The organism is Tateyamaria sp. ANG-S1, assembly GCF_000814025.1.
GTDB lineage: Bacteria > Pseudomonadota > Alphaproteobacteria > Rhodobacterales > Rhodobacteraceae > Tateyamaria.
Genome location: NZ_JWLL01000001.1, coordinates 251,400 through 267,255 on the forward strand (window position 1 = coordinate 251,400; position 15,856 = coordinate 267,255).

18 protein-coding genes are annotated in these 15,856 nt (G+C 62.6%); 8 read left to right on the forward strand and 10 right to left on the reverse strand.

What is annotated here, in order from left to right:
* The first annotated feature begins 45 nt into the window (after positions 1-45).
* Positions 46-396 carry a hypothetical protein gene (locus tag RA29_RS01355; RefSeq protein WP_039682175.1) on the forward strand — a complete coding sequence of 117 codons (351 nt, stop codon included), beginning with the start codon at positions 46-48 and terminating at the stop codon, positions 394-396.
* A gap of 298 nt (positions 397-694) precedes the next feature.
* Here RA29_RS01355 and RA29_RS01360 read toward each other — a convergent pair whose 3' ends face one another.
* From RA29_RS01360 to RA29_RS01370, 3 genes are read right to left on the reverse strand one after another with little or no spacing between them, the layout of a single operon-like run.
* Positions 695-1,831, reverse strand: coding sequence for a lytic murein transglycosylase (locus RA29_RS01360; protein ID WP_052249399.1), 1,137 nt, complete (start codon positions 1,829-1,831; stop codon positions 695-697).
* A 23-nt stretch (positions 1,832-1,854) separates the two neighbouring features.
* Entirely contained in the window at positions 1,855-2,775 is a 921-nt protein-coding gene (cbiB, locus tag RA29_RS01365; RefSeq protein ID WP_039682179.1) for an adenosylcobinamide-phosphate synthase CbiB, read from the reverse strand.
* The gene (locus RA29_RS01370; protein ID WP_052249400.1) at positions 2,772-3,743 is read right to left on the reverse strand and encodes a threonine-phosphate decarboxylase; all 972 of its coding nucleotides are present in this window, start codon (positions 3,741-3,743) and stop codon (positions 2,772-2,774) included. The genes cbiB and RA29_RS01370 overlap by 4 nt, the downstream gene beginning before the upstream one ends.
* Before the next feature lie 151 nt (positions 3,744-3,894).
* Here RA29_RS01370 and RA29_RS01375 point away from each other — a divergent pair, with 151 nt between their 5' ends.
* The gene (locus RA29_RS01375) at positions 3,895-4,254 is read left to right on the forward strand and encodes a response regulator (RefSeq protein ID WP_039682181.1); all 360 of its coding nucleotides are present in this window, start codon (positions 3,895-3,897) and stop codon (positions 4,252-4,254) included.
* Here the strand turns inward: RA29_RS01375 and RA29_RS01380 are convergent.
* Positions 4,251-5,234 (reverse strand): glutathione S-transferase family protein, encoded by a 984-nt coding sequence (locus tag RA29_RS01380; protein WP_039682380.1) that lies wholly within the window; start codon positions 5,232-5,234, stop codon positions 4,251-4,253. The genes RA29_RS01375 and RA29_RS01380 overlap by 4 nt on opposite strands.
* A 221-nt stretch (positions 5,235-5,455) precedes the next feature.
* On the opposite strand from RA29_RS01380, the gene RA29_RS01385 reads away from it, so the two are divergent.
* Entirely contained in the window at positions 5,456-5,812 is a 357-nt protein-coding gene (locus RA29_RS01385) for a hypothetical protein (RefSeq protein ID WP_039682183.1), read from the forward strand.
* Positions 5,813-6,085: 273 nt separating this feature from the next.
* Here RA29_RS01385 and RA29_RS01390 read toward each other — a convergent pair whose 3' ends face one another.
* Genes RA29_RS01390 through RA29_RS01400 form a run of 3 tightly spaced genes read right to left on the reverse strand, consistent with a single transcriptional unit; the run spans position 6,086 to position 8,131 of the window.
* Positions 6,086-6,883 carry a metal ABC transporter permease gene (locus RA29_RS01390; RefSeq protein WP_039682185.1) on the reverse strand — a complete coding sequence of 266 codons (798 nt, stop codon included), beginning with the start codon at positions 6,881-6,883 and terminating at the stop codon, positions 6,086-6,088.
* A gap of 1 nt (position 6,884) precedes the next feature.
* Positions 6,885-7,616, reverse strand: a complete 732-nt coding sequence (locus tag RA29_RS01395; RefSeq protein ID WP_039682187.1) for a metal ABC transporter ATP-binding protein — start codon at positions 7,614-7,616, stop codon at positions 6,885-6,887.
* On the reverse strand, positions 7,613-8,131 hold the full coding sequence (locus tag RA29_RS01400; protein WP_039682382.1) for a transcriptional repressor: 519 nt from the start codon (positions 8,129-8,131) through the stop codon (positions 7,613-7,615). Before RA29_RS01400 ends, RA29_RS01395 begins: the two co-directional genes overlap by 4 nt.
* 56 nt (positions 8,132-8,187) lie before the next feature.
* On the opposite strand from RA29_RS01400, the gene RA29_RS01405 reads away from it, so the two are divergent.
* The 4 genes from RA29_RS01405 to RA29_RS01420 all read left to right on the forward strand — a co-directional run bounded on the left by RA29_RS01405 (position 8,188) and on the right by RA29_RS01420 (position 11,736).
* Complete coding sequence (locus tag RA29_RS01405) at positions 8,188-9,378, forward strand: zinc ABC transporter substrate-binding protein (RefSeq protein ID WP_039682189.1); 1,191 nt, start codon at positions 8,188-8,190, stop codon at positions 9,376-9,378.
* Positions 9,379-9,623: 245 nt separating this feature from the next.
* Positions 9,624-10,838 carry a GTP-binding protein gene (locus RA29_RS01410; RefSeq protein WP_039682191.1) on the forward strand — a complete coding sequence of 405 codons (1,215 nt, stop codon included), beginning with the start codon at positions 9,624-9,626 and terminating at the stop codon, positions 10,836-10,838.
* Positions 10,835-11,482, forward strand: coding sequence for a DUF1826 domain-containing protein (locus tag RA29_RS01415; protein ID WP_342666370.1), 648 nt, complete (start codon positions 10,835-10,837; stop codon positions 11,480-11,482). Before RA29_RS01410 ends, RA29_RS01415 begins: the two co-directional genes overlap by 4 nt.
* Entirely contained in the window at positions 11,479-11,736 is a 258-nt protein-coding gene (locus tag RA29_RS01420) for a DUF6525 family protein (protein WP_039682193.1), read from the forward strand. The genes RA29_RS01415 and RA29_RS01420 overlap by 4 nt, the downstream gene beginning before the upstream one ends.
* Positions 11,737-11,752: 16 nt before the next feature.
* Here the strand turns inward: RA29_RS01420 and RA29_RS01425 are convergent, their stop codons facing one another.
* Positions 11,753-12,214 carry a phosphoribosyl-AMP cyclohydrolase gene (locus tag RA29_RS01425; protein ID WP_152612888.1) on the reverse strand — a complete coding sequence of 154 codons (462 nt, stop codon included), beginning with the start codon at positions 12,212-12,214 and terminating at the stop codon, positions 11,753-11,755.
* Positions 12,215-12,393: 179 nt separating this feature from the next.
* Between RA29_RS01425 and RA29_RS01430 the strand changes: the two genes are divergently transcribed.
* On the forward strand, positions 12,394-13,818 hold the full coding sequence (locus RA29_RS01430; protein WP_039682195.1) for an amidase: 1,425 nt from the start codon (positions 12,394-12,396) through the stop codon (positions 13,816-13,818).
* Positions 13,819-13,871: 53 nt separating this feature from the next.
* Here the strand turns inward: RA29_RS01430 and RA29_RS01435 are convergent, their stop codons facing one another.
* Together RA29_RS01435 and RA29_RS01440 are read right to left on the reverse strand one after the other, a co-directional pair.
* Positions 13,872-14,354 carry a hypothetical protein gene (locus RA29_RS01435; RefSeq protein WP_193743436.1) on the reverse strand — a complete coding sequence of 161 codons (483 nt, stop codon included), beginning with the start codon at positions 14,352-14,354 and terminating at the stop codon, positions 13,872-13,874.
* A gap of 256 nt (positions 14,355-14,610) precedes the next feature.
* Entirely contained in the window at positions 14,611-15,780 is a 1,170-nt protein-coding gene (locus tag RA29_RS01440) for a MalY/PatB family protein (RefSeq protein WP_039682199.1), read from the reverse strand.
* Between the last annotated feature and the right edge of the window lie 76 nt (positions 15,781-15,856).

The following is a 15,856-nucleotide window of genomic DNA, read 5'->3' on the forward strand; positions in this document are numbered from 1 at the left end:
GTGACGTGACGGGACCGTATGTGCCAAGCATGCTATAGACACAGCATGCGACTTTCTTTGATTTTCCTTCTGCTTACTGGTCCAGCCTTTGCCCAGGATTGGGCGTTGCGCAGCACTGATGCACCTCTTGACGGTCCTGCCGTCGTGGCGCTGGTCGAGGGGAACACTCTGACGTTCTTTGATGACGGACAGTCCAAGTTTTCGGCGGGTGGCGCGTATTCCTACACCTATGCCAATGGCGGCGGGACGGCGTTTGGTCGGTATGTGGTTGGTGATGACGGCACTGTCTGCATTGCTTTTCGCAACGGGTTTGGACGATGTGATCGGTATGTCGAAAGCAACGGCCGCGTGGTCATGCTGACGGAAAAGGGCGAGCGGTTTCCGATCCGGCCTTAACGCGCAGTTTTAACCAAATCTTCTACACTTTCTCAGCATCTTGCCTGCGCGGCCCAACCCGGGCTGTGAAAGGGGGTGATTGAACTGTCGGAGAGACACTTCCGAAGATGGATGGTCGCGATCGCAGTCATGACATTGTGTGTCGCGGTCATCCGGCTCTTGATCGGGCTGTAGCCTGAAAAAGAGTGACCCGGCAGAGGTGCAACTCTGCCGGGTCTTTTGTTCGGTGATTGAACTGAACAAAACTTCCGATGGATTGAATATAATCCAATTCTTACCAAAACTCAAACGCGCGCTGTCAAAGTTGGTTAAGCAACGCAGGCGTAGGCCACGCATCAGCGGGCAAGCCCAGTCGCTTTTGTTCGGCCTGAACAGCCGCCCGTGTTCCAGCCCCCAGGATGCCGTCAATCTTGCCCACATTGTGCCCGCGCGCCTGTAGTTTGGTCTGCAAACGCTTCATCTGATCTGGGCCAAGCCCTGCGTCCGGGTTGCCCGCATCATAAACCTGCGCGCCACCCAGACGGGTCGCGAAATAGGCCGCGGTGAGCACGTAGGTGAAGGACTGGTTCCACTCGAAATAGACATCGAAATTCGGATAGGCGAGGAAGGCGGGGCCCTTGTGCCCTTGCGGTAGGATCAGGGAGGCAGGCAGGTTGGCAAGCTGGCCATTGCGCGCCTCAATGCCCGTGGCTTGCCAGTCGGCAACGTTGCGTGGTTTGCTCACGCCGCTCAGGCTCCAGTCCATCTGCGCGGGCACTGTGACCTCTTGCAGCCAGGGTTCGCCCGCGCGCCAGCCGAAATGCTGGAGCATCTTGCCACCGGACATGAGCGCATCGGGGGCAGAGGTCTTGAGGCGCACTGCCCCGTCGCCATCGCCGTCCACACCGTTTTCGATGATGTCGCCGGGCAGCATCTGGACCATACCGATCTCGCCCGCCCATGCCCCAGTGGTGCGCGCCGGGTCGAAATCTCCGGCGGCGAAGAGCTGCATGGCGGCAAAGACCTGTGGACGGAACAGATCGGGGCGGCGGCAGTCATGGGCCAGTGTGACGAGTGCGTTTGCGGTATTGAAGTCGCCCTGAAACGATCCGTAATCCGTCTCGAATGCCCAGAAGGCCAAAAGCACGTTACGGTCGACGCCGTAGTCGCGCTCGACCCGGTCAAACACGCTGTCCCATTGCCGCGCCTTGGCCCGGCCCGTGTCGATGCGGTTTTGCGAGATCAGGCGTCGGGAAAAGTCGATGAAAGGGCGTTGGAACACGCCTTGGGCGCGGTCGGCGCGCAGAACTTTGGGGTCTTGTCGCACGGAGGCGAGGAAACGCTCTGCGGTTGCGGTTGCAATGCCGCGCGATGCTGCTTCGGATTTCAGGCCGTCTTTGAAGGCGGAGAAGCCGCCGCCGCATTGTGCCAGTGCGAGGCCCGGCAGACATGTCATGACCGCCGCGCAGGCGATTTTTCTCAGAATATCCAAATCAAAACTCCAACAAAAAGAATAGCGGTTAGGGCCAAGCCCCAGCTTTTCCACACGATCCGAACTGCGGCGTCAATGTCCGCAGGCCCGATGACCTGCCGCCCGTCTGGATTGACCCAGGCGAGCTCCTCCATTTGCCCGTGATAGCTGCGCGGACCGGCGAGGGCGATGTGCATGGCGCGCGCCATCGCCGCCTCGGGCCAGCCTGCGTTGGGCGAGCGGTGCAGGGCGGCGTCGGTGCGGATGGCGGGCCACTGGGCGGTGACCCCGCCCGCGAGAGCGATCAGACCGCCAGTTAGTCTGGCGGGCACCCAGTTCAGGAGGTCATCAAGCCGTGCTGCCGCCCAGCCGAATTCCGCGTGGCGGGGCGTGAGGTAGCCGATCATGCTGTCCGCTGTATTGACGACTTTGTAGATCAGGATACCCGGCAGGCCGCCGATCAGGAACCAGAAGGCGGGCGCGATGACCCCGTCGCTGAAGTTCTCCGACAGGCTTTCGATCCCCGCGCGGGCGACCTGATCCGGCGTGGCGGTGCTGACGTCGCGGCCCACGATCATGGCGACGGCGCGTCGCCCTTCGCCCGTTGACTGGCGCAGACCTTGGGCGACGGCGGCGACATGGTCGATGAGCGAGCGGTGCGCCAGCAGGATCGCGGCGATGATCACCTCAATGACCCAACCAAGCTGGGCGAGGGCCAGGCCGATCATGCCTGCTCCGATCACAAGGAGCACGATGGCTGCCAGGCCCTTGGTGCGCGCGCCCGGTTCGGTGTTCAACCGCGTGTCGAGCGCGCCGACGGCGCGGCCCATCAGGACAGCCGGATGTGGCAGGCGCGACCAGAGCCATTTCGGCTCTCCGGCCACTGCATCCAGCATCATGGCGAGTGCAAGGGTCAGCGCGGTTGTCACAGGGCGCTTTCGAGTTGCGACCAGCGATCTGCCGGGGGCAGGCCAAGGCGGAGCCAGTTTTTGCTGTAGGGGAAGATACGGCTCCAGACATGGGATCGCGCGAGGCGGGTTTGCCAAGCAGCCGCGTCGCCGACGTTATAGAGGCGGAAGAGTGTGGTGCCCCCGACTGTCTGAGCACCATGGCTTTGCAACAGTGTGTCGAGCCGTGTTGCGTCTTGGGTCAGGGTGACGCGCATTTGATCTGCCCATGCGTGGTCTTCAAGCGCCGCGGCACCGATGGTCAGGGCGATGCCCGACACCGGCCAGGGCCCCAGCATTTCAGCCAGTCGCACCACCAGAGCTGGATCGCCGATGACAAAGCCGAGGCGCACGCCAGCGAGGCCCCAGAACTTGCCGAAGCTTTTCAGGATCAGGGTGCCGGGCTGGTTGGCCGTTTCGATCAGGCTGGCCTCGGGCGAGACGTCGCAGAAGCTTTCGTCAATGATCTTCAGCGGTGCGCACAGATCGCTTTTGGCCCAGTGCCGCCCGTCCGGATTGTTGGGATGTACGAGGACCTGTGCATCCGCGGTTTGGCCATCGTCGCGCACGGTCCATCCTGCATTTGCGAAGCTGGCAGCGTGTTCGTTATAGGTTGGTTGCGGGATCTGAACTGTGCCCGCAGGCGCCAGCCGCGGGATTTGCGCGATGGCGGCAGAGGCGCCGGGCGTGGCGAGGATGGCGGCGCTGTCTGGCACGTTCCATGCCACGCGGGCGGCTTTTACCAACCGGTCTGCGGCTGCCTTGTCCGGCAAGGCGGTCCAATCTGTTTGCGACAAATCGGGTAAGGAATAGGGGGTTGGGTTAATACCTGTGGAGAGGTCGATCCACACAGGCCGATGCCCGCCATATTGCGCAATCGCTGCGTCCAGGCCGCCACCGTGGTCCCTTGTTTGCGCCAAAATACAAGGCTCCTGTGTGTGACGTGCCATTTTCGGCGATATCCGGCCCGGTGAAAGCGGAAAGTCGCGCAATTTTCAAGTCTATGTGACCGCGTTAACTGACTACATCATCTGTTAACCGTTTGTTAAGACAATCTTGTCCAGAAGCAGTTGCGGCCCTTTGGGCTGGCTCGGAGTGACCATGAACGTGTTGATCGTAGAAAGCAGGCCTGAGCTTGGGGTTTTGTGGCAGCGGCATTTGGTGCGGCTGGGGGCGGATGTGGCGCTGGTGCATGGGCAGGACGAGGCGGTTGCGCATCTTTCGGAGCATGACGCCGACATCATTGTCATGGATCTGGTGCTGGACGAGGGCAGTGCGCTGGCCGTGGCGGACTTTGCCAGCTACCGCCACCCGAATGCGCGGGTGATCTTTGTCACCGACACGACCTTTTTCTCGGACGGGTCGATCTTCAATCACGCGAGCAACGCTTGCGCTTTTGTCCCAGCAGGCACGCCGCCAGAGGATCTGGCGGCGATGGTGGAGCATTACGGGGTCAGCTAGCTGACCGCCGCGCGCCCGTGGGGTGCGTCAAAATCGAGAACCGGATTGATCGGCAAGATGCGGTGCGGATTGATGCTTTCGTGGCTGTAGTGATAGTGCCGCACGATGTGGTCCATGTTCACCGTCTCGGCCACGCCGGGGACCTGATACAGCTCGCGGGTGTAGGCCCAGAGGTTGGGGTAATCCACCAGCCGCTTGCGGTTGCACTTGAAATGTAGGTGATAGACCGCGTCGAAACGCACAAGCGTCGTCCAGAGCCGCCAGTCGGCTTCGGTGATGCGGTCGCCCATCAAGTAGCGTGATCCGGACAGCCGATCCTCCAGCCAATCGAGCGTGTCGAAGAGGGGATGCACCGCTTCGTCATAGGCCGCTTGCGTGGTGGCGAAGCCGGATTTGTAGACGCCGTTGTTGAGCGTGTCGTAGATGCGGTCATTCACGGGTGCGATGGCGTCGCGCAGCTCTTCGGGCCAGTAGTCATCGGTGCTTCCGGTGATCCCGTCGAAGGCGGAATTGAACATGCGGATGATCTCGGAGCTTTCGTTGCTCACGATGGTTTCGCGCTGTTTGTCCCAGAGAATTGGCACGGTCACGCGGCCCGAAAACTGCGGATCGGCCCTTGTATATATGTCTCTGGCGAAGGGCAGGGCGTAAAGCGTGTCGCCGGTGGCACCTTTGTCATCTACCTCGAATGTCCAGCCTTCGGTCAGCATGTCGGGATGGACGGCGGAGATGCTGATGTGATTGGTGAGCCCTTTGAGCGTGCGGAAGATCAGAGCGCGGTGCGCCCACGGGCAGGCATAAGAGACATAGAGGTGATAGCGCCCGCTGGCGGCTTCGAACCCGCCTATCCCGGAGGGGCCCGCGCTGCCATCGGCGGTGATCCAGTTGCGGAACTTGGCCTGGCTGCGCTGGAACTTTCCGCCGCTCGATTTCGTGTCGTACCACCGGTCGTGCCAGACGCCGTCCACCAAAAGGCCCATGTTCATTCTCCTGTCTGCGTTGGGGGAGATGTAGAGGCAGCGGAATTGCGCGCAAACCGAAGCCCGCGCGCACGACGCCTGCGCCTGCGCACATCCGCATGTTAGGGGAGAGTCACAGGAATGCCACAACCCGAAAGAGTTGCGCCATGTCATTGGATTTTAACTGAAACGACTCAGTGATGTGGTCATCTTGTGCCGTGGGAGCGAGAGGAAAGACTGCCATGTCGACATTCGTACCGAAGGAAGTGCAAGCGGGCCTGGACAGCGCGCGGTTGCAGTCGCTGAAGGAAGCCTCGCGTTTGCGTCTGGCTGTGGACGGCGTGACATATCCGGTGCTGCGCATGTGGAAGACCGGCTTTTCCATGCAGGCCGAGACGGCGCCGTATCTGCGCGGCTATGTGGACCTGTATGATGGCGCGATCCACCTGTTCCAATGCCTGATCGTCGCCGCCGATGAGGAGGCGGGCGAGATGCGCTACGAGTTCAAGCGCCTGACCGCTGTGTCGGAAAAACCGGCCCTTGATTTCGCCCGGTCAGAGGACGCGCCGGTGGCGCTGCTGACCCGTCAAACCGACTGAGTGCGCGCGGCTTAACGTACCGTGCGGTGCCTGTTTAGACGCGAAACTGCAGGTTTTCGTGCTGAAACTGCGTGTTTTGGGGCCGCTCATTTCGCGCTAAAAACGCCCGATTTTGGCAAAGTGCACATTTTGGCGTTCAAACTGCGCGTTTTTGAGGGGCGTTTGCGAGCAACGTCCTGTTAACACACGGTCGGCGTTAACTATTTTGCGTTAACCTTTGAGGGGTCGGATTAACTTTTAGGACCACCGATCGGTGCAGGAGCGGGGTGTATATCAGGCGCGTTCCTGATCCCGCCACCGGGCGAGGTTCATCACGAGAAAGATTAGGGCCGCGACGCAGACGATGGAGGGACCGGCGGGGGTGTCGAAGATGTAGGCCCCGCGCAGGCCCGCGACGGTCGAGAGGATGCCGATGCCCGCCGCGATGGCGGCCATCGCCTCGGGTGTGCGGGCGGCGACCCTGGCTGCGGCGGCTGGAATGATCAGGAGGGCCGCGATCAGCAGGACGCCCACGACCTTGATCGCCACGGCCACGGTGATGGCGAGGCACAGGGTCAGGATTAGCCGTTCGCGTTTGGGATCGAAGCCGCTGGCGTGGGCCAGATCCTCATTCAAGGTAGAGGCGAGAAGGGCCGACCATCGCCATGTGATGAGGGCGATGACCAGCGCCGCGCCGCCCCAGATCACCAGCAGGTCGGTGCGTGAGACGGCCAGGATGTCGCCGAAGAGGTAGGCCATCAGGTCGATCCGGATGCCCGACAGGAAGGACACGGCCACCAGCCCGAAGGCGAGTGAGGAATGCGCCATGACCCCCAGAAGCGTGTCCATGGCGTAGCCGCGACCGGCAAGCTGTGTGACTGTCAGCGCCATGATCAGCGCGACGGCCAATGTGCCGGGAAAGATCGACATTTCGAACGCCAGTGACAGGGCAACCCCCAGGATCGCGGCATGGGCCGTGGCATCGCCGAAATAGGCCATCCGCCGCCAGACCACGAAACAGCCAAGGGGGGCCGCGGCGCCTGCCACCCCGATCCCTGCGAGGGTGGCGCGGGTCATGAAATCGTCGAGCATTCTATTCGGCGGCCTCGTGGCTATGGTCATGGTGGTGATCGTGTTCGTGCCGGTAGAGCGCCAGCGCCCCGCCGGTTCCGGCCCCGAAAAGTGCGCGGTATTCCGGGGCAGAGGCCACAACGGCGGGTGTGCCCTGGCAGCAGACGTGGCCGTTGAGGCAGATCACCCTGTCCGATGCGCTCATCACCACGTGCAGGTCGTGGCTGATCATCAGGATGGAGCAGCCGGTTTGTTCCCGCACCGCTTCGATCTGGCGGTAGAAGGCGGCGGAGCCGGGTTGGTCCAGCCCTTGTGTCGCTTCGTCCAGCAGCAGCACGTCCGGCGCGTTGATCAGCGCCCGTGCCAGCAGCACCCGCTGGAACTGCCCGCCGGACAGCCCCGTCATCTGCCGTTTGAGCAGGTCCGGGACCCCGGCGGCGTCGAGCGCCTGTTTGCACGTTTTTTCGGGCACCCGGTCGGTCAGCCGCAGGAACCGTTCCACCGTGATCGGCAGGGTCTGGTCGATATGCAGCCGTTGCGGGACGTAGCCGATTTTCAGGCCGGGTTTCGTCTCGACCTGGCCCGTGGTGGGCTGTGCGGCACCGATGATGGCCCGCAGGAGGCTTGTTTTGCCTGATCCGTTGGGCCCGACGATCGTGACGATTTCACCGGATGCCAATGTGAAGTCTACATTCCGCAATACGGTGTTGGCGCCGTAAGCGACGCTGAGGTTCGTGACGGTGATCAGGGTCATGCCGGTGCCTTGTCCACGCAGTCCGGGCAGATGCCCTCGGCCTCGACCACGGTGCGTTCGACTTTGAACCCTACGGCTTTGGCGGCGTCGTTGATCATCGACTTGGCGGGTATGGCGTGTGCTTCGGCCACGGCGTCGCAGAGGCGGCAGACCATGAAGGCGGGTGAGTGATGTTCGTCGGGGTGGCTGCAGGCGACAAAGGCGTTCAGCCGTTCGATTTTGTGCGCGAAGCCGTGTTCTGTCAGGAAGTCGAGCGCGCGGTAGGCCACGGGCGGTTGGGATCCGAAGCCTGCGTCCTTGAGCAGATCGAGCAGGGCGTAGGCGCCGAGCGCCCGGTGTTCCTGCAACAGCAATTCCAGCACCTTCTTGCGGACGGGTGTGAGCCGGAGCCCGTCGCGCGCGCACCGCGCCTCTGCCGCGGCCACGGCCGTGCTGACGCATTGGGTGTGGTCGTGCTTGGCGAACCCCAGTGGCTTTCCGGCATCCGCAGATTGGGACGGTTGATTGCTTGTCATGGAATTGGTGATCATGTAAGGGCGGTGTAACGTTATAAAATCACAGGGTCGTTCGAATGTCCAGAAAGCTTCTTCCCGTGTCGGTCACTGCGGCGCTTCTTGCCGGGACAGCCATGGCGGATGTGCCGCGGGTTGCCGTCGATATTGCGCCGGTGCATGCGCTGGTGGCGCGTGTGATGGAGGGGGTCGGGACGCCTGATCTGATTGTTCCTTCGGGTGAGTCGCCCCATGGATTCAGCATGCGCCCGTCGTCGGCGCAAGCCCTGCAGGATGCTGACGTTGTGTTCTGGGTCGGGCATGGCCTGACGCCGCAGCTGGAAGATGCCATCGAGACGCTGGCCGAGGATGCCGCTGTGACCGAGCTGTTGGAAGCCCCCGGCACCACGCGGCTGGAGTTCCGTGAGGACGCGCTCTTTGAAGCGCATGACCATGATCATGGGGATCACGATGACCATGGGCATGACGACCATGATCAGGAGGCGCATGGCGAGAAAGACGAGCACGGGCACGATGACCACGACCACGCGCATGACGACCATGGCCATGATGACCACGCGCATGACGACAATGGCCATGATGACCACGCCCATGACGACCATGGACACGACGATCACGGTCATGAAGAGGTCAAGGCTGATGCGCATGATCACGACCATGATCATGACCACGGGCACGACCATGCAGAACATGATCACGGCCATGACGACCACGACGACCATGCCGGTCATGACCATGGTGCCTTTGACCCGCACGCCTGGCTGTCGCTTGAGAATGCCGATCAGTGGCTGAACCTGATTGCGGCTGAGCTGTCCGCTGCCGATCCGGACAACGCGGGCGCGTATTTCACCAATGCGGGCGATGCGCGGGCCGAGATTGCGGCACTGCGCGAAGAGGTGGCGGCCATCCTTGACCCGGTGCGCGGGGGCAACTTCATCGTGTTCCACGACGCCTACCAGTATTTCGAGGCCGAGTTCGATTTCCCGGCGGCCGGAGCCATTTCCATCGGTGACGCATCTGACCCGAGCCCGGCGCGCATTGCCGAGATTCAAGGGCGGATCCGCGACGAGGGCGTCGATTGCGTGCTGTCCGAGCCGCAGTTCAACCCCGGTCTGGTTGCGACCGTGCTGGAAGGGACAGAGGCGCAGACAAGCGTGATTGACCCGCTGGGTGCTGATCTTGAACCCGGTCCCGCGCTCTACCCGCAACTGATCCGGAACATGGCGAACGCACTGGCGGACTGCCTGTAGGTCGAACGGCTTTCACCTCGGTCGCCGTGGCTGGTCCATGGCGACCGACATCCAAGACTGCGGTGAGGATTTTTTGGTTTACTCTCGATTTGTAATGTTATTACATTTTGCAGATGAGACCGCACCTTCCCATTCGATGCGACCTGTCAATCGGAGCATCAATCCCGGGGCCGCAGCCCCAATGGCACTGAACTGGCTGTCGCGATGCGCGGACAGCGCAAGGCACCACAAGGAGAACATTCGGCATGACTGACACCCGACTTCCCGTAACCGTCCTGTCCGGCTTTCTTGGCGCGGGTAAGACCACGCTGCTGAACCGGGTCCTGAACAACCGTGAGGGGCGCCGTGTCGCCGTGATCGTCAACGACATGTCCGAGGTGAATATCGACGCGGACCTCGTGCGCGCTGACACCGAGTTGTCGCGGACGAATGAAACACTGGTCGAGATGTCGAATGGCTGCATCTGCTGCACGCTGCGCGATGACCTGCTGGACGAGGTGCGCCGCCTGGCCGGTGAGGGGCGGTTTGACTATCTGCTGATCGAATCGACCGGGATTTCGGAGCCGCTGCCGGTGGCGGCGACCTTTGATTTCCGGGACGAGGACGGGGACAGCCTGTCGGATGTGTCGCGTCTGGACACGATGGTAACAGTCGTCGATGCCGTGAACCTGCTGGCCGACTATTCCAGCCATGACTTCCTGAAAGACCGCGGTGAGACGTTGGGCGAAGAGGACGACCGGACCCTCGTCAACCTGCTGGTCGAGCAGATCGAGTTTGCCGATGTGGTCATTCTGAACAAGGTGGGCGATGCGGGGCCGCAGCGCACCGATGCCGCCCGCAAGATCATTCGCAGCCTGAATGCCGATGCGAAGATCATCGAGACGGATCATTCGGATGTCGCGGCCAAGGAGATTCTGGACACCGGCCTGTTTGATTTTGAAAAGGCGCATGAGCATCCGATGTGGGCCAAGGAGCTTTATGGCTTTGCCGATCACGTGCCGGAGACCGAGGAATACGGCGTTGCCAGCTTTGTCTATCGGGCGCGGCAGCCGTTTGAGCCGGAAAAGATCATGGCGGCGTTGAACGGCGATCTGCCCGGTGTGATACGGGCGAAGGGGCATTTCTGGCTGGCCACGCGCCCCAATTGGGTGGCCGAGTTTTCGCTGGCGGGTGCCTTGTCGTCGGTCAAGCCGCTGGGCACGTGGTGGGCATCGGTGCCCAAGGACCGGTGGCCGGATCACGAGAGCGCCCGCGCCTATATGGAGGCCCACTGGTCCGAGCCGTGGGGCGACCGGCGGCAGGAGATCGTGTTCATCGGCACGGGCATCGACTGGCCCGCGTTGAAGGCGAAGCTGGATGCCTGTCTGGTGCCCGAGCATGTGGCTGCGGGACCGGATGTGCTGCCCCTTGATCTGCCCGACCCGTTCCCCGGTTGGCGTCGTGCCGAGGAGGCCGCGTGATCACCGTGCAGACGGAGGTACAGGACGCGGCCATTGGCGTGGGCATCGCGGACCGGGCGGAGGACCTGTCGGTGCTCCGCAAGCCGGGCTGTGCGGCGGCGATCTGGCGGCGGCCGCTGCCGGTCGGGTTTCAAGAGTGGGTCGACGCGCTTGACCCTGACGCGCTGCCATCGGCGCGGCTGGTCCTGCAACCTGATGCGGTGGCACCGACGGTGGCCCACCTGTGTGATCTGGCCGGTCTGCCGGCATCCGAGCATCGCGATTGGTTGATCGAAGATGTCGCTGGATTGGCGGCGCGGTTCGCCGAGACCATGAAGACGCCCTATCTGCGCTTGCGTCTGGATGTGATCACGACGAATGCCTGCCGCCGCTTTCATGTGGACGCCATCACCGCCCGCCTGATCTGTACCTATCGCGGGACGGGCACGCAGTACGGCATATCCACCGATGGGGACGCGCCCAAACGGGTGTTCACCGTGGCCACCGGGTCGCCGATGATCATGCGCGGTACGGTGTGGCCCGAGACGCCGAAGACCGGGTTGCTGCACCGGTCCCCGCCCATCGAGGGGACGGGTGAGACGCGGCTGGTTCTGGTTCTTGATCCGGTGGCGGATGCCCATGACGCGCAGGACGGGCACGGATGACCCGGAACCTTGGCCAGACACGGCTGCGCAAGCGGCGGCGGGCACAGGACCCCATGCGGGACTATGACCGGCTGCCGCCGATGTTGCGCGCGTGGCTTGCCAATGCCGCACTGCCGTGGCGTCCGCAATCGGTGCAGACCGTCTATGCCCGCGCGCTGTCGCGCACGGGCGATCCGGAGGCGGCCTTGCAGGAGCTTGATCGCTTGCAGGCGCGGCAGCTTGCGCGGGACGGCGTGCAGGTGGTGTTGCCGTAGCGCGGTTCCGCGCCTGTTATTCGTCGACCGGCGGGAACCATGTCAGGGATGAGTGGTGCAGCGAGATCAGCACCCGCCCGTCGAGCTTGTGGTACGCAAAGGTGTAGTCGGCCCGCGTGGCGTTGCCGCTGCCATCGACAAAGGTGTAGTGTCCCATGTCCTTGTAGCCGAGGCCACCGGCCTTGAGGATCGGGCCGACGGCGCTTTGGAACTCGACCGTTTTCCAGCCGCGTTTCAGAAAGCCGCTGTCTTGGGGATAGTCGGCGTCGCCGCCCACGAAGTAGGCCCGCGCCCCTTTTTCATCCAGTCGGATCACGTCGGCCAGCGTTGGCTTGAAGAGCACCGGTTCGTCCGGGTCGCCGAAATCGTAGAGCGCTAGCAGCCCCTCCACGTCCTGTTCGGTGACAGATTTGGCCCAGGCGCGCTGTGCGGCGACGACTTCGGCTTTGGTCATGGGTTCGAAATTGCGATCGGACATGGGTCTTCTTTGGCTTTCCGTGTTGAGTGGCGCTTGTGCATGGCACGGCAGGTCGAAGCGCTGCAACCCTGTTAACGCTAGAGGGGCGCGGAACAGGGCCAATTGGCACATGGCGAGGCTGCATTGGTCCGGTGCCCCTGCTATGCTTAGGGAATGGCCCATGGATAAGGAAAAGCGTGATGGCGGATGCGGCACCTCTTTGGCAGTGGAGTGCTTCGGATATTGCGGGGGCGGCGCGGGACGGGACCGTGACGGCGTCCGAGGTCACGGAGGCGGCCCTTGCGCGGATGGAAGCGGTCAATCCCGGCCTGAATGCGGTGGTCGAGAGCCTCGCCGACGCGGCGCGGGCACAGGCGGCGGCGCTGGATGCCAGCGATGCACCCAAGGGCCCGCTGCATGGTGTGCCCGTCACCATCAAGATCAACGTGGATCAGGAGGGGCATGCGACGTCGAACGGGGTTGTGGCGTTCAAGGACATCATCGCGCCGGGGGATGCGCCCTTGGTCCGCAATCTGAAGGCGGCGGGGGCGGTGGTGATCGGGCGTACCAATACGCCGGAGTTTTCGTTTCGCGCTGACACCGACAATCCGCTTTTTGGCCGGACCTACAACCCGTGGGGGCGGCACCTGTCGGCGGGCGGATCGTCGGGCGGGGCTGGCGCTGCTGTGATGGCGGGGATCGGGGCGCTGGCCCATGGCAATGACATCGGCGGCTCGTTGCGCTTTCCGGCGTCGGCCAATGGCGCGGTTACGGTCAAGCCGGGGCTGGGTCGGGTGCCTGCGTGGAACCCCAGCCAGACGGCGGAACGGGGGCTGTTGGCGCAGTCGATGTCGGTGCAGGGCCTGATCACCCGCAACGCGCGCGACCTGCATCTGTCGATGCCTGCGCTGATCGCGCCGGATGCGCATGATCCGTTTCATGTGCCGTTGCCGTGGCGCGGCCCGCCGTTTGATGGCCCGGTTCGGGTGGCCGTCACGCGGGACGATTTCGGGTTTGGCCTGCATCCGGATGTTGCCACAGCGCTCGATAAGGCCGCAGGTGCCTTGTCCGATGCGGGATATGCGGTGGAAGAGGTTGAGCCGCCGCTTGCCCGGGAAACGGGGGAGGTTGCCTATCGCACGCTGATGGGCGAGGTGCATGCGCTGCTTTGGGATGACATTCGGACTTATGGGTCCGAGGGGTTGAACGCCATCTTTGACGAGTATTTCCGGCAGTTTCCGCCCTATGAGGGCAAAGAGTTGCTGCAGATGCTGGCCAAGCGCACCCATTACACGCGGCTGTGGTCGCTGTTTCTGGAAGATTATCCGCTGGTGCTGACGCCGTTCATGCTGAAGCCGTTCTTTACCGCCAACCGTGATGCCGAAGGGGCGGAGGGGGTCCGCGACGCGCTGGGCTGTGCGCATTGGTCGTTCATCATGAACTTCACCGGCCTGCCTGCGGGCAACCTGTCGACACATGTGGCCGAGCTGACGACGGGGCCGCAGCCCATTGGCGTGCAGATTGCCGGGCGGCGGTGGCGCGAGGATCTGATCGTGGACGCGATGCAGGCCATCGAGGCGCGTATTCCGCCGGTCTGTGACAGGTTGTGGGGGATGATGGGGTGAGGCAGGCTGCCCGACAACAAAAAGCGCCGCGGCGGACCGCGGCGCTTTCGCTTTTAGAAGAAGTCGAATTCAGGGCCTATCGGCTGCGGAATGCGTCCTTCGAGATCGGAGAACGTGGAATCGTCCGGTATCATTTGAAACGTGAACGCGCTGTTCGGTCCGTAGCTATAGACGTCCGTTATCCCGGTATACGGGTCATAGACCGAATAGCTCGCCGAGTCTGTGTCAGCATCGTAGCTAATCTCGGCATCCTTTGGTGGGTCTTGGATTATGAATTCGTCCCAAGGATCATGCGGCGTACCCGCCGCATCGTCCAATGCCGCTGAAATGAAATCTCCTGTTGTATAGCCCGGCAATTGCAGCGTTTGGCCAATGCCAAAACCAACGCTTGAGAAGAAGTTGGACCCACCGGATCCGGTAAAACCTGCTGGGCCAGCTGAGAAGAGAGACAGGAAACCACCTCCGCCTCCGCCCCCGCTGACCAATGACACTTCTGACTGAATGACAGCACCAATCGGCATAGAAGAAACCTCCATGTAAAATCTTGGGAATTTGCCTGCGACAGGAATTGTCGCCGACGGTAATGCCTGTGAGCGTCATTAGGCTCTGCTATGAATGCAACTGACCGTTTTGTGTGGTGCCCGCGCAGGCAAAAACCTGCTGCGCGGGGCGGAGACTTGCCGATCTTCCGCTTTCGGAATGGGCAAGAATAGGAGTGGCGGACAGGCGTTACCGGTATGTGCGGATACACCGGTGGCTGTTTTGTTGAGCGTGAGGTTGTGACCTGCGCGCCTATTGCAGGTCGCCGAATGCCTTGTCCAGCCGCTCCACCGCTTCTTGCACCCGTGCGCGTGGCGTGGCGATGTTGAACCGCAGCCAGCTGTCGCCGCCCTTGCCAAAGGTGGGGCCGTGGTTGACGGCGATGCAGGCGTCTTGTTCGACGCGCTTGGTGAATTCATCGCGCGTCATGCCGGTGCCGTCGAAGTCGACCCATGACAGGTACGTGGCTTCGAGCGGCATTGAGTAGAGGCCGGGGATGGCGTTGACCGCCTCGTCAAAGAGTTTGCGGTTGCCGTCGAGATAGCTGACCAACTCGTCCGTCCATGCTGCACCTTCGGGCGAGTAGGCGGCGGTCGCCATGAACAGGCCGAAGGAGTTTGGCGAGAGGCCAAGGCCCGCCATGCGCTGGGCGAATTTGGCGCGCAGGTCCGGGTCGGCGATGATCACATTGCCGGAGTGGGACCCGGCGATATTGAACGTCTTGGTCGTGGCCGTCATCATGATCAGCCGGTCCTCGACCCCCGGAATGTGCGACATAGGGATGTGCGTGTGGCCGGGCATGACGAGGTCGTGGTGAATCTCATCCGACACAAGGATCAGCTTGTGCCGTTTGGCGAAGGCGGCGACGCCCAGCAGCTCGTCCCGCGTCCAGACCCGCCCGCCGGGATTGTGGGGCGAGCAGAGGATGAGCATGGTTTCCGAGCCGTCGAGTTGTTCGTCCCAGGTGTCGAAGTCCATCTCGTACCGCCCGTCCGACATGGGCATTTCGCATTCGACCACGCGCCGGTTGTTGGCTTTTATGACCTTGGCAAAGGCGTGGTAGACGGGCGTGAACAGCACGACGCCGTCGCCCGGTTCGGTGAAGGTGTCCACGCACATGGCGGTGCCGTTGACGAGCCCGTGGGTGGTAAAGATGTGGTCGGCCTGGACCGTCCAGTTGTGCCGTTCCTTCATCCACCACTGGATCGCCTCGCGGTATTCGGTGTCGTCCCCGAAATAGCCGATGATCCCGTGGTCCAGCTGTGTGCGTACCGCATCCAGCACGCATTGCGGCGGGCGGAAATCCATGTCGGCCACCCACATGGCGAGCCCCTTGTCGCCATCGACGCCATAGATCTCCTCCATCATGTCCCATTTCACGCAATGGCTGCCGCGGCGGTCGATGATGGTGTCGAAACTCATGGGGGGTACTCCGTTGGTCTTGGCGCAGGCTAGCGTGCATCGGAGCAGGTGCAAGGGGACATTGCGGTGGCCGGGG